This is a genomic window from Promicromonospora sukumoe, from assembly GCF_014137995.1.
GTDB lineage: Bacteria > Actinomycetota > Actinomycetes > Actinomycetales > Cellulomonadaceae > Promicromonospora > Promicromonospora sukumoe.
In genome coordinates, this window is the sequence record NZ_JACGWV010000002.1 from 1,082,949 (window position 1) to 1,096,217 (window position 13,269).

Consider the following 13,269-nt stretch of genomic DNA (forward strand, 5'->3'; position numbering starts at 1 on the left):
CATGTCAGGCGTCGCGCCCGCGCTCGTCCCGCACCGGCACCCACGAGGGCACCGAGTCGATCGGGCCGTCCGACGGCGGGAGCGACTGCTCGGTCGCGTAGCCCGGGACCCGGATCACCGTGTGGTCGTTGTCGTAGGCGTCCCGCAGCCCGTTGAGCTGCCCGTTCGAGTGGCCGCCGGAGTGGCCGTTCGACTGGCCGTTCCGGTCCGCGTCGGACGCGCCGTTCGGGGGCGGGCCGACCGGGGCGAACACCGGTGACGAGGGCTCCTGCGGGGCGCCGTTCATCGGCGGGAACACGCCGCTCTGCTGGCGCGACGGGTTGACCGGGGCGAAGACGGGCTTGGCGGGCGCCGGGGAGCCCGGCGGCAGCGGCTCGTGCGCCGGCTCCTCGTGGGCCGTGTCCCGGACCGCGCGGGGGGCGATCGGCGCCGGCGGGGCCGGGACGAGTGCCTCCTCGGGCGGCGGCACGGGCGAGCCGGTACCCGGCACGCCGGCCGGCGGCGCCACGGGGGCGGCCTGCGCCTGGTGCGGGATCGGCACGGAGCCGCCGGGGCCCTGCACGGGTCCGCTGGAGTAGGCCTGCGGGTGGGTGCCGCCCGCGTACGGGTCCTGCTGCGGGGGTCCGTCCAGGTCCACGGGGCCGCTGTGGTGCGCCTGCGGCTGACCGCCGCCGGGCACCTCGACCACGGGGCCGCCGGGCGAGGCCTTCGGGCGCCCGCTCGGCGGGAGCGACGGGGGCAGGGCCGGCGGCATCTCGGCGGAGCGCCCGTCCTGACCGTCGTCGGCCACGGCGGGCTGGTTCGAGACGGTGGGCCCACCGCTGCCCTGCTCCGGCTCGGGGTCGGTCAGCCAGTCGAGCGCGAGCCAGCGGATGCCGGTCCGGTCGGGTGCGGTCGCCGCGAGCTGGCCCACGGGCCCGCCGCCCAGGCCGGGCAGCACTGCTTCCGGCGCGATCTGCGACCAGGGCTCCAGCACGAAGGCGCGCTCGTGGGCCCGCGGGTGCGGGATCTCGATGTCCTCGGCGGAGTCGGTCAGCGTGCCGTACGTGATCAGGTCGACGTCGAGCGTGCGGGCGCCCCAGCGCTCCTCGCGGGTGCGGCCGTGCAGGTTCTCGACCTCCAGGCAGGCCTGCAGCAGCGCGCGCGCCGAGAGCGTCGTACGGGCCAGCAGCACCGCGTTCAGGTAGTCGGGCTGGTCCTCCGGCCCGCCGACGGCGGCCGTGCGGGCCAGCGGCGACACGTCGGTGATCTGCACCCCGGGCACCCGGTCCAGCTCGGCGACCGCGGACCGCATGGTCGCCTGGGGGTCACCCAGGTTGGCGCCGATGGCGACGACCACCTCGACGTACCCGGCGGGCACCTCGTCGAACCGGTCGCGGGGCTCCGCCTGGTACTGCTGCTCCTGCGGGTACTGCTCCTGGGCGAACTGCTCCTGGGCGAAGGCCGGCTCCGGCTGCCCGACGGCGGGGTCGGGGACCGCCGCCGACACCCGGGTCGTCTCCATGTCGCCCTGGTCGTACTGCTGCTCGAACATCTGGTCGTACTGGTTCGGCTGCGCGTCACGGCGCTGCTGCTCGAACGGCTGCTGCTCGAAGCCCTGCTGCGGCTGGTCGTACTGCGCCTGGTCGTACTGCTGCGGCTCGAACTGCTGGAGCTGCTGGTCGAAGCTGTTCCGCTGGTCGATCCCCGGCCGCTGGTCGAGCCCCTGGAGGGACTCGTACTGCTGGACCGGCTCGAACGCGGTCTCGGGCGTGAACTGCTCCTGCGGGGTGAACTGCTCCTGGGGCTGGAACTGCTCCTGCGGCTGGAAGGCCTCGCCCTGCTGGAACTGCTCCTGCGGCTGGAACTGCTCTTCGGGCTCGAACTGCTCCTGCGGCTGGAACGGCTCGCCCCGCTGGAACTGCTCCTCGGGCTGGAACTGCTCGCCCTGCTGGAACACCGGCTCCTTGGCGAGGTTCTCGCGCTGCTCGGGCTGCGCCGGGGCCTCGGCCTGCAGCTCCCACGCCGCGGGGATGACCCCGAGCGGCTCGGGCGCGATGAGCTCGGGCACGGGGAGCGGCTCGGGCTCCTCGACGGCCGGCTGGGCGACGGGGGCCGACTGCTCGACCGGCTGGTACGGCTCGTACGGCTCGGGCCGGAACGGCTCCGGCTCCTCGGCCACGGGCCGGGCGACGGGCTCGAAGTCCTGCGGCTCGAGCTCGGCCGGGACGGCGTCGGCGGCCGGCTCCAGCCCGTGCAGCGCCGCCGGCGCGGCCACGACGGGCACGCGGGTGCGGTCGCGGCGGATCGCCACCTCGACGTCGGCGAACGGCACCGGGATGGGCGCGTGCGGCTTGTGCACCCGCACGTCCACGGCCTCGATCTGCGGGCGGGCCAGCACCGCGGCGGCGATGCGCTCCGCGACCGTCTCGATGAGGTCGGCGGGGTCGCCCTTCAGGATGTCGTGGACGTCGGCCGCGACGTCCGCGTAGCTCACGGTGCGGGCCAGGTCGTCGCCGGCGGCCGCGGGGCGCGCGTCCATGTACAGCACGACGTCGGCCCGGAACTCCTGGCCGGTCTGCCGTTCCGACGGCAGCACACCGTGGTACCCCCGCGCGCTCACGCCGCTCAGCTGGATCTGGTCCAGCTGATGGCCGTCCGGGCCTGTGACGCCCGTTCCGAACGCTGTGGTCACCGTGGTCCTCCCCCATCGTCGTTGCCTGCACCGGAATCCTGCCAGGTTGGCATGTCTTGTCCCCCGGCCGTCCACGATTCTGTGGTCAAGGCCACGGTGGAAGTCAATGCCTCCGGTGCGGATCGGGAAGAAGTCCCCGGCGACCCTACCCGGGCGTCGCCGTCGGCGGCGGTCCACGCGGCGGCGACCTTGACGGCGTCGACGCTCGCCCGGACGGTGTGCACGCGGACGCACCAGGCGCCCGCGGCCGCCGACAGCGCCGAGATGGCGGCGGTCGCGTCGTCGCGCGCCCGCGGCGGTGCCGGGCGTCCGGCCTGGTCCGCGAGCAGGTGGCCGAGGAACCGCTTGCGCGAGGCGCCGACGAGCACCGGGCGGCCGAGCTGGTGCAGCGCGTCGAGGTGGGCCAGCAGCGGCCAGTTCAGCACCCCGGCCTTGGCGAAGCCGAGCCCCGGGTCGAGGATCAGCTGGTCGGGCCGGACCCCGTCGTCGTGCAGCGCGGCCATGCGGGCCGCGAGCTCGTCGCGGACGTCGGCCACGACGTCGTCGTACACCTCGAGGTCGTCCATGACGTCCGCGTGGCCGCGCCAGTGCATCGCCACGTAGGCGGCGCCGGTCTCGGCGACCGCGCGGCCCATCTCCGGGTCGGCGAGCCCGCCGGAGACGTCGTTCACGATGCGGGCGCCGGCGGCCACCGCACGTTCCGCGACGGCCGCGCGCGTGGTGTCCACGCTGACGACGGCGCCGTGCGCGGCGAGCCGCTCGATCACGGGCAGCACCCGCGCCAGCTCCTGGTCCTGCGGTACGCGCACCGACCCGGGCCGGGTGGACTCGCCGCCCACGTCCAGGATGTCCGCGCCCTCGCCGAGCAGCTCCAGCCCGTGCGCGACGGCCGCGGACGGCTCGAACCACTCCCCGCCGTCCGAGAACGAGTCCGGGGTGACGTTGACCACACCCATCACGAGGGTGCGGCCTGCCCCGGAAAGCTGGGGCAGGCCGTGTACCCGAGCGTCCCGGGTGGAAGAGCGGACGGCGGCGGACACCGTCACTTCCCGAGAATGAGGCTCATCGCCTCGGCCCGCGTCGCCCCGTCCCGCATGACGCCGCGCACCGCGGAGGTGATCGTGCGGGAGCCGGGCTTGCGCACGCCCCGCATGGACATGCACAGGTGCTCGCACTGCACCACGACGAGCACGCCGCGCGGCTCGAGCAGCTCCACCAGGGAGTCCGCGATCTGGGTGGTCATGCGCTCCTGGACCTGCGGACGGCGGGCGTACACCTCGACCAGGCGCGCGAGCTTGCTCAGCCCCGTGATGCGGCCGTCCACGTTCGGGATGTACCCCACGTGCGCGACGCCGTGGAACGGCACCAGGTGGTGCTCGCAGGTGGAGTACACCTCGATGTCCTTGACCAGCACCATCTCCTCGTGACCGAGGTCGAACGTGGTGGTCAGCACGTCCTCCGGCTCCTGCCGCAGGCCCGCGAAGATCTCCTGGTACGCCCGGGCGACGCGGGCCGGCGTCTCGCGCAGGCCCTCCCGCTCCGGGTCCTCGCCGACGGCGAGGAGGAGCTCGCGCACCGCGGCCTCGGCCCGTGCGGCGTCGTACGGCGGGATGTCCGCCGCACGCCGCACGGGCGTCGACAAGGGGCTGATCGACCCGTCGGTCATCGTGGTGCTCCGGTCAGTTCGACGGGTCGGGGTGGACGTCGTCCGACGGCGTCGGCGCGTCCACGACGGCCTCGTCCTGCGGCACCACGGAGGTGTGGCCGTTCTGGGCCGCCACCTCCTTGGGCGTCAGGACCGGGCCCCGCGTGTGGACGGTGCGCTGCTCGCTGGAGAGCCAGACGTCGCGCGCGGCACGCTTCTCGACGGGCTCGAAGACGTCCGCGAGCTCCTTCTGGTTCAGCGTCTCCTTCTCGAGCAGGCGCAGCACCAGGTCGTCGAGCACGTCGCGGTACTGGGTCAGCACCTCCCACGCCTCGTCGTGCGCGGCCTCGACGAGCTTGCGCACCTCGTTGTCGATGGTGCCGGCGACGGCCTCGGAGTAGTCCCGCTCGTGCCCGTAGTCACGGCCCAGGAACGGCTCGCCCGAGCTGGTGCCGAGCTTGATGGCGCCGACCCGCTCGCTCATGCCGTACTCGGTCACCATCTTGCGCGCGATGGCCGAGGCCTTCTCGATGTCGTTCGAGGCGCCCGTGGTGGGGTCGTGGAACACGATCTCCTCGGCGACGCGCCCGCCCATCGCGTAGGCGAGCTGGTCGAGCAGCTCGTTGCGCGTGGTCGAGTACTTGTCCTCGAGCGGCATGACCATCGTGTAGCCCAGGGCACGGCCACGCGGCAGGATCGTCACCTTGGTGACGGGGTCCGTGTAGCGCATCGCCGCGGCCACCAGGGCGTGGCCGCCCTCGTGGTAGGCCGTGATCTTCTGCTCCTTGGACTGCATGACGCGCGTGCGCTTCTGCGGTCCGGCCACGACGCGGTCGATCGCCTCGTCGAGGGCGCGGTCGTCGATGAGCTGGGCACCGCTGCGCGCGGTGAGCAGCGCGGCCTCGTTGAGCACGTTCGCCAGGTCGGCACCCGTGAAGCCGGGGGTACGCCGCGCGACGGCCGCGAGGTCCACCTCCGGGACCATCGGCTTGCCCTGCGCGTGCACGTTGAGGATCGCCTCACGGCCCTTGAGGTCCGGGGCCTCCACGGCGACCTGGCGGTCGAAGCGGCCCGGGCGCAGCAGCGCCGGGTCGAGGATGTCGGGGCGGTTCGTCGCGGCGATCAGGATGACGTTCGTCTTGACGTCGAAGCCGTCCATCTCGACGAGCATCTGGTTCAGCGTCTGCTCGCGCTCGTCGTGCCCGCCACCCATGCCGGCACCGCGGTGGCGGCCTACGGCGTCGATCTCGTCGACGAAGATGATCGCGGGCGAGTTCTGCTTGGCCTGCTCGAAGAGGTCGCGCACGCGGCTGGCGCCGACGCCGACGAACATCTCGACGAAGTCCGAGCCGGAGATCGAGTAGAACGGCACGCCGGCCTCGCCGGCGACGGCACGCGCGATGAGCGTCTTACCGGTACCGGGCGGGCCGTACAGCAGCACGCCCTTGGGGATCTTCGCGCCCACGGCCTGGAACTTGGCCGGCTCGGCCAGGAACTCCTTGATCTCCTGGAGCTCCTCCACGGCCTCGTCCGCGCCGGCGACGTCGGCGAAGGTCACCTGCGGGGTGTCCTTGCTGACGAGCTTGGCCTTGGACTTGCCGAAGCCCATGACCCGGTTGCCGCCACCCTGGGCCCGCGACAGCAGGAACCAGAACACGACACCGATCAGGAGGAACGGGATCAGCACCGACAGCATGGAGGACCAGAAGCTGGGCTGCGGCACCTCCGAGTCGAACCCGCCGGACGGGTCGGACTTGACGATGGCGTCCTCGACGCGGTCGCCCTGCGGCTGCGTGTAGAAGAACTCGACCGTCTTGCCGTGGTCGACCTCCTCGGCGGCGTCGCCCTCACCCTCGGTCGACTTGTACGCCTTCGAGAGCTCGAGCTCGACGCGCTGCTCGCCGTCCACCATGAGGGCGTGCTCGACGGTGCTGCCGTTCAGCAGCTCGATCCCCTGTGACGTCTCGATTCGCGAGACATTGGGCTGGTTCAGTGCCGAGATGGCCAGCGTCACCACGACCAAGGCGACCAGGATCCAGATGACAGGCCCACTCAGAAGCTTCTTGATGTTCATCGGCGACGGGGACCGAGCCCCGTTTCCCTCCGCTCGCGCAAGATGTATCCGTCGAAACTACATGGTCTCCCTGAGAGGAGCCCCGAGTGTTCGCCCAGAGCATGTGACTCCTGGACCACACTCGCCCGGACGCGACGAACCGCCCGGGACGGGCACCGACTCAGCCGCCGTAGACGTGCGGTGCCAGGGTGGCAACGAACGGCAGGTTGCGATAGTTCTCGGCGTAGTCGAGGCCGTACCCGACCACGAACTCGTTCGGGATGTCGTACCCGAGGTACTTCACGTCGACGTCGGCCTGCGCGGCGTCCGGCTTGCGGAGCATCGACGCGATCTCGACGGACTCGGGGCCGCGTGAGCGCAGGTTGGAGACCAGCCAGGACAGCGTGAGGCCCGAGTCGATGACGTCCTCGACGATGAGCACGTTGCGGCCCGTCAGGTCCGAGCGCAGGTCCATCAGGATGCGCACCACCCCGGAGGACTTGGTGCCCGAGCCGTAGGAGGAGACCGCCATCCAGTCCATCTGCGCCTTGTGGTGCAGGCGGCGGGACAGGTCGGCCATCACCATGACCGCGCCCTTGAGCACGCCGACCAGGAGCAGGTCCTTGCCCGCGTAGTCCGCGTCGATCTGGGCGGCCATCTCGTCGAGCTTGCTGCTGAGCTGCTCCTCGGTGAGCAGAACCTCTGCGAGGTCGGGGCCGACGTCGGACTTGTCCACGGGTCACTCCTGTGTCGTTGTGGGGGGTCGGACGCCGGTCCAGCCGTCCGAGATCCCGGTCGGCGCGGCGCGCAGGAAAAGACTGCCACACGCGCGACGTGCCCGTGCGCCGCCCGGGAGCCCGGCGGGACCCTGGCCGCTCCAGGACACGACGAACGCGTCGAGCGCGTCCACGTGCCGCGTCGTGGTGTCCGTGGGCCGGCAGCCGGCCGCGAGCGCGGCGAGCCGCAGGGCCCGGCGCCGCAGCGCCGGGTGGGCCCGCGCCAGCACCTCGACGTCGAGCGCGTCCTCCCCGGGTTCGGAGTCGAGCCCCGGTCCGGAGTCGGGCTCAGATTGGGAGTCCGGCCCGGGCACGGCCGCCGCCCGGGCGCCGGCCAGGAGGTCGGCCGCGAGGGTGTCCAGCAGGTCGGCGTCGTCCCGGAGCTGGTCCGCCGTGCGTGCGAGCGCCTCGGCGACGCCGGGCCCGAGCGTCTCCTCCAGGACCGGCAGCACGCGCCCCCGCACCCGCGAGCGCAGCGGCGTGAACCGATCGGCGGACCCGGCGTCGGGCAGCAGGTTGGTGGGGTCCGTCCAGTAGTCCAGGCCCGACGCCGCGCACACGGCCTCGGTCTGCGCCCGGCGCAGCCCGAGGAAGGGCCGGCGCAGGATGCCGCGCTCCCGGGGCATCCCGGCGAGCGACCGGGCGCCGGCGCCCCGGGCGAGGCCGAGCAGCACCTGCTCCGCCTGGTCGTCGAGGGTGTGGCCGAGCAGCACGCGGACGGCACCGGTCTGGGCCGCGGCCTCCTCGATCGCGCCGTAGCGCAGCTCGCGGGCGGCGGCCTCGGGCCCTCCGGCGCCCGCGCCGTCGGGCCGCTCCGGCCGGGCCTGCCCCTCGGACAGGGCGGGCCGGGCGGGCCGCTCCGGCCGCCGGACGAGCACCGGGTCCAGGCCCAGGGCGCGGCACTGCTCGGCGGCCCGCGCGGCGACGTCGGCCGAGCCCTCCTGGAGCCCGTGGTCCACGACCACCGCCCCCGCCCGGACGGCGTGCCCGCGGGAGCGCACCGACCTGCCGACGCGGCGGGCCTCGAAGGCCACGGCCGCGGCGAGGGCGAGGCTGTCGGCCCCGCCGGAGCAGGCGACGAGCACGAGGTCGCCGGGGCCCAGGCCGGCCAGCGCCGTCCGGACGGCGGTGCGGGCCGCCGCGACGGCGGGGTCGACCCGTGCCACGGTCAGCCGTGCACCCGGCGTACCCAGGCGCGGGCGTCGGCGATCTCGCGGGCGCTGGGCAGGTTCTCGGGCCCGGCCCACACGGCGTTGAGCCCCTCGCGGCCCACGGCCCGCTCCACGGTGCGCACGAACGCGGCCCCGTCGCGGTACTGCGCGAGCTTGGCCTCCATGCCGAGCAGCTTCTGCACGACGACGTCGAAGGTGCTGCGGCCCTCGCCGTCGCGCCGCCGCTCGAACTTGGCCCGGATGCGCCGCACGGACGGCACCACCCGCGGCCCGACGGCGTCCATCATGACGTCGGCGTGCCCCTCCAGGAGGGCCATGACGGCGGTGATGTCGGCGAGCTCGGCCTTCTGCTCGTGCGTGAGCATGCCGTCCATGATGGTGCCGCCCTCGCCGCGCAGGGCGTCGAGCACGCTGCGCCCGATCGTGGCGATCTTGCGGTCGAACCGCGCCTTCGCGAGCTCCGCCGACGTGCGGGCCATGCCCGTGACCAGGCCGCGCGTGCGCCCGCTCAGGTGCTCGGAGAGCCACGGGGCCGCGGCGAACTGGAGGGCGTGCGTCTGCTCGTGCAGGCAGACCCACAGCCGGAAGTCCGCCACCGGGACCTCCAGCGCGCGCTCCGCCTGCAGCACGTTGGGGGCGACCAGCAGCAGGCGGCCGGACCCGGAGTACGGGTCGAACTGGCCCAGCACCCGGCCGCTGAGCAGGGCGAGCACCGCCCCGATCTCGGCGGCGCCGGCCATCTGGGCGCCCGCCGACGTGGCGCTGCGGGAGATCTCGGCCACGACCTCGCCGATCCCGTCCGTCATGACGGACATCGACTGCGTGTTCGCCCGGGCCCAGGTCGCGCGGTCCACGACCGCGACCGGGCTCAGCCCGGCGCCGTCCGGCCCCGGGGAGACCGGCGTCATGCGCGTGGTCTCGAGCACGTGCCCGACGGCGTCGCCCGCCGCCGACCGCAGGCCCGCCACGAGCGCGTCGAGCTCGTCGCGCTCCGCCCGGGGGCCGGGCGCGGCGAGACGTGCCGCGATCTGTGCTGCCGCCGACCAGTCGACGATCTGAGGGGTTGCGGAGGCCTGGGTCACCGGACCACGGTAACGGCCGCGGGCGGTACCGCGTCAGCCCTGCGCGGAGTACGCCGCGAGGTCGCCCACGAAGGCGTCGTAGATGGACGTGGCGCCCACCGTCTGCTTGGCCGGGATCGAGTCGGCCAGCACGGAGAACACGAGCAGCCGGTCGTCGGCCGTGACGACCGTCCCGGCGAGCGCGCGCACCTTGGGCAGGCTGCCGGTCTTGGCCCGCGCCAGCCCGCGGGCGGGGTTGAGGCCCGTGAAGCGGCCGTGGGTGGAGTCGAGCGTCCCGGAGAGCCCGGCGATCGGCATCCCGGTGGCCTCGCTGCGCAGCTCGGGCTGGGCCGGGTCGACCATGACGCCGAGCAGGTCCGTGAGCTGCTGCCCGCTCAGGTACGAGCCGTCGCCGAGCCCGGAGCAGTCCCGCAGGCGGGCGCCGGTCATGTCGACGCCGAGGCGCTTCGCGGCGGCGATCACGGCCTGAGTGGCGCCGTCGTTGGAGCCGGGGAGCCCCGCGTCCACCGCGACGAGCCGCCCGAGCACCTCGGTGATCGTGTTGTCGGAGTACTGCATGGCGAACCCGACCACCTCGGCGAGCGGCGCCGAGCTGACCTCGCCCAGCACGCGCGCGTCGTCCGGGGCGGTCTCGTCGATCACGGCCCCGGCCGTCGTCAGCCCCTGGTCCTCCAGGGCCGCGGAGAACGCCTCGGCGGCGTACTTACCCGGGTCGGACGCGCGGGGGCCGTTGTCGGTGTAGCCGTCGGACAGCAGGCCCACGTTGACGCCCACGGAGGAGACGGGGGCGATGTAGCCGGCCGCGATGTTGGGGCTGGCGACCGTGGGGGCGATCTGGTCGCCGGTGAAGAGCGTGTCGTCGAGCGCGACCCGCACCTCGGTGGCGCCTGTGACCTTGATCTTGGCGGCGACCTGCTGGGCGAGGTCCGCCAGCCCGGCACGGCCGTTAACCGCGTTTGGGTCGCCCTTGCCCTCGGACAGCATCATGTCGCCGCCGCCGACCAGCACGACGGTGTTGTCGCCCACGAGGACGGCCTTGGTGTCGAGGGTGCTGTCCGCGATCGACGACGAGAGCGCGGCGACGCCGGTGAAGAGCTTCTGCGTGGACGCGGGGGTCATCAGCTTGTCGGGGCTCGACGAGCCGAGCACCTGGCCCGTCGCGCCGTCGGCCACCACCACGCCGATGCGGGAACCGAGCCGCTTGTCCTTCGCCAGGTCGCTCACCAGGCGCTGCATCTCGACGCTGTCCGGCACCGGGGCGTCGTCCGGGAGATCCTCCAGGAGCGCGGCGGGCGCGGGCCCGTCGACGGCGCCGGGGGCGGACGGGAACGGGCTCGGCTCGGGCCAGGGTGCGGCAGTGGTGAGCATGCCGGGGACGACGTCGTACGCGTCCGCCACCAGGTACCCACCGAACAGTGCGACGACCGCGGCGACGGCAGCGCCGGAGCGCAACCCCCACTCCATGGGCATCCTCTCGATCGTCACGTGAAAGCCATAGCCAACTCTAGTCGCGGCAAACCACGCGGCGGGTACGACAACGGCGATTCACGGGAAATTTCACCCACTCGTGCCGCCGTCTCCCGCGCGTGACGCGCACGCTGCGAATTATGCCGAACACGGACAGTGGTTCTGACCACAGGTAAGGGTCGGGATACACCGCGCATGGCACACTGGACAGGCGCAAGACCGCCGCCGCGGTAAGACACTTCGGCGACCAACATCGAGAACTGGAGCACATCGGCGTGGAGTTCGACGTCACGATCGAGATCCCCAAGGGTCAGCGGAACAAGTACGAGGTGGATCACGAGACCGGACGCATCCGCCTCGACCGCATGCTCTTCACCTCGACGCGCTACCCGGACGACTACGGCTTCATCGAGGACACCCTCGGCGAGGACGGCGACCCGCTGGACGCCCTGGTCCTGCTCGAGGAGCCCACGTTCCCGGGCTGCCTGATCCGGTGCCGCGCCCTCGGCATGTTCCGCATGCGCGACGAGGCCGGCGGCGACGACAAGGTGCTGTGCGTGCCGACCGGTGACCAGCGCGCGGCGTGGCGCCAGGACATCGACGACGTCTCGGACTTCCACCGCCTGGAGATCCAGCACTTCTTCGAGGTCTACAAGGACCTCGAGCCCGGCAAGTCCGTCGAGGGCGCCCACTGGGTGGGCCGCGCCGACGCCGAGGCCGAGATCGTCCGCTCGATCCAGCGGGCCAAGGACACGGGCTACTACGACAAGCACTGAGCGACTCGCACCCTACGTGTCAGACGCACAGGTCCCTCCAGGGACCTGTGCGTCTGACACGTTCAGGGGCGGCCCGCGTAGGGCATCGCGCCCGAGAGCCGCAGCGGGTTCTCCGAGAGCGGGTGCCCCGGCAGCGTCGCCTCGATCATCATGCCGCCGCCCGTGTACATGGCGACGTGGTAGATCGACGACGGGTCGCCCGGGTCCGAGCCGTAGAAGATGAGGTCGCCGGGGCGCAGCGCCGCGTAACCCACCTTGCCGACCGCGAGGTACTGCGACCGCGACGTCCGCGTGATGTTCACGCCCTGGCTCGCCCACGACATCATGGTCAGGCCCGAGCAGTCGTACGACGTCGGCCCCGCGGCGCCGAGCAGGTAGGGCGAGCCGATCTTGGTCCGGGCCCAGGACACCGCGCCGATCCCCCGGCCCGCCGAGCCGGCGGTGACCCCCGACGTCGGCGGGACGGCCGGAGCGGGCGGGCCGGACGACGTCGTGCCGCCCCCGCCGCCCCCACCGGAACCGGAGCCGGACCCGGAACCGCTGGAACCGCCCGACCCGCCTGAACCACCAGGCGAGGGCGCGGCCTCTTCGGCACGCGCCTCCGCGCGGGCCGCGTCCCGGGCCGCCTGCTGCCGTTCGAGCTCGGCCCGTGCCGCGGCCTCGCGCTCCGCCTCCGCGGCGGCCGCCCGGGCGGCCTCCCGCTCCCGCTCGACCCGCACGCTGGTCTGGCGCAGCTCCGCGAGCCGCTCGACCAGCGCCTGCCGGTCCGCCTCGGCCGCCCGGGTCCGCGCCTCCAGGTCCGCCGCGGCGCTCTGGGCGGCGTCGTACGCGGTCCCGGCCCGCTCGGCCGCCGCGTCGAGCTCCTTCTTCGCGGCCGTCCAGCGCGCGTCGGCGGACTCCGAGGAGGCCCGCGCCTCCTGGTACTCGGCCAGGGCCCCGCCGATCTTGCGCTGCACGGCGCGCTCCGCCGCGCTGCGGCCCACCATGTCGGGCACCGAGTCGGCCTGCAGGGCGACGCCGAGCGGGCCCAGGCCGCTGTCGCGGGACGACGCCCGGTACACCTCGGCCAGGCTCCCCCGGGCCGTGACCTCGCCCTCGTGCGCCTTCGCGGCCGCGGACCGGGCGGCGGCCACCTCCCGCTTCGCCTCCTCCACGGCCTGCTGCGCCTCGGCGTAGTCGGCCGCGGCGACCTGGACGCGCACCTGCGCGGCCTCCAGCTCTGAGCGGAGCGCGACGAGCGCGGCCTCGGCCTCCTGGACGTCGAGGGTCCCGGCGTCGACCGCGTCCCGTGCGTCCTGGACGTCCTGCGCGGACGGCGCGCCCGGCGGGTCGGTGAGCGGGTCCGCCTCCGCGCCCGGGCCCCACGGGAGCACCAGGCCGAGGGCGAGCACCGCCGACCCCAGGGCCCGGAGCCCCAGCACGGTGTGAGTGCGTCGCATGATCCCCCTCTCGATCCGCGGCCCGTCGGCGTGTCGCCTTGCGCAGATCCTGTGAATCACTTCGTTGTTACCGGTCCAAATGTGCCCCGAGCCTCTGAAGTACGCATCCGGAAGGCAAAACACCGCATAGGACGACACGCGCCCGGAGTCACCCGCGGTGTCTCATTTCTGCATCTCACGATTCA

General features: G+C 73.6%; 10 protein-coding genes. 1 reads left to right on the forward strand and 9 read right to left on the reverse strand.

Translation table 11 applies throughout. From position 1 onward, the window contains the following. Nucleotides 1–4 precede the first annotated feature (4 nt). The 8 genes from folK to dacB all read right to left on the reverse strand — a co-directional run bounded on the left by folK (nucleotide 5) and on the right by dacB (nucleotide 10,887). Nucleotides 5–2,674 carry a 2-amino-4-hydroxy-6-hydroxymethyldihydropteridine diphosphokinase gene (folK, locus tag FHX71_RS29480; protein WP_312877168.1) on the reverse strand — a complete coding sequence of 890 codons (2,670 nt, stop codon included), beginning with the start codon at nucleotides 2,672–2,674 and terminating at the stop codon, nucleotides 5–7. Next, nucleotides 2,671–3,630, reverse strand: a complete 960-nt coding sequence (gene folP, locus FHX71_RS21895; RefSeq protein WP_246403503.1) for a dihydropteroate synthase — start codon at nucleotides 3,628–3,630, stop codon at nucleotides 2,671–2,673. The genes folK and folP overlap by 4 nt, the downstream gene beginning before the upstream one ends. Nucleotides 3,631–3,716: 86 nt before the next feature. Further along, a complete protein-coding gene (gene folE / locus FHX71_RS21900) occupies nucleotides 3,717–4,340 on the reverse strand; it encodes a GTP cyclohydrolase I FolE (protein ID WP_246403368.1) in 624 nt (207 codons plus the stop codon). Between the two features lie 13 nt (nucleotides 4,341–4,353). After that, nucleotides 4,354–6,393 carry an ATP-dependent zinc metalloprotease FtsH gene (gene ftsH / locus FHX71_RS21905; RefSeq protein WP_182619528.1) on the reverse strand — a complete coding sequence of 680 codons (2,040 nt, stop codon included), beginning with the start codon at nucleotides 6,391–6,393 and terminating at the stop codon, nucleotides 4,354–4,356. A gap of 160 nt (nucleotides 6,394–6,553) precedes the next feature. Continuing rightward, nucleotides 6,554–7,108: a hypoxanthine phosphoribosyltransferase gene (gene hpt, locus FHX71_RS21910; protein ID WP_182619529.1), complete on the reverse strand. Its 555-nt coding sequence runs from the start codon at nucleotides 7,106–7,108 to the stop codon at nucleotides 6,554–6,556. Between the two features lie 3 nt (nucleotides 7,109–7,111). Continuing rightward, nucleotides 7,112–8,314, reverse strand: coding sequence for a tRNA lysidine(34) synthetase TilS (tilS, locus tag FHX71_RS21915; protein ID WP_182619530.1), 1,203 nt, complete (start codon nucleotides 8,312–8,314; stop codon nucleotides 7,112–7,114). 2 nt (nucleotides 8,315–8,316) lie between these two features. After that, nucleotides 8,317–9,402 carry an Rv3626c family coenzyme F420 biosynthesis-associated protein gene (locus FHX71_RS21920; protein WP_182619531.1) on the reverse strand — a complete coding sequence of 362 codons (1,086 nt, stop codon included), beginning with the start codon at nucleotides 9,400–9,402 and terminating at the stop codon, nucleotides 8,317–8,319. A gap of 33 nt (nucleotides 9,403–9,435) precedes the next feature. Beyond that, nucleotides 9,436–10,887 carry a D-alanyl-D-alanine carboxypeptidase/D-alanyl-D-alanine endopeptidase gene (gene dacB / locus FHX71_RS21925; protein WP_312877169.1) on the reverse strand — a complete coding sequence of 484 codons (1,452 nt, stop codon included), beginning with the start codon at nucleotides 10,885–10,887 and terminating at the stop codon, nucleotides 9,436–9,438. A gap of 257 nt (nucleotides 10,888–11,144) precedes the next feature. On the opposite strand from dacB, the gene FHX71_RS21930 reads away from it, so the two are divergent. After that, nucleotides 11,145–11,645 carry an inorganic diphosphatase gene (locus FHX71_RS21930; protein ID WP_182619532.1) on the forward strand — a complete coding sequence of 167 codons (501 nt, stop codon included), beginning with the start codon at nucleotides 11,145–11,147 and terminating at the stop codon, nucleotides 11,643–11,645. Nucleotides 11,646–11,707: 62 nt separating this feature from the next. On the opposite strand, the gene FHX71_RS29835 is transcribed toward FHX71_RS21930, so the two are convergent. Continuing rightward, nucleotides 11,708–13,084, reverse strand: a complete 1,377-nt coding sequence (locus FHX71_RS29835) for a C40 family peptidase (RefSeq protein WP_182619533.1) — start codon at nucleotides 13,082–13,084, stop codon at nucleotides 11,708–11,710. Nucleotides 13,085–13,269 lie beyond the last annotated feature (185 nt).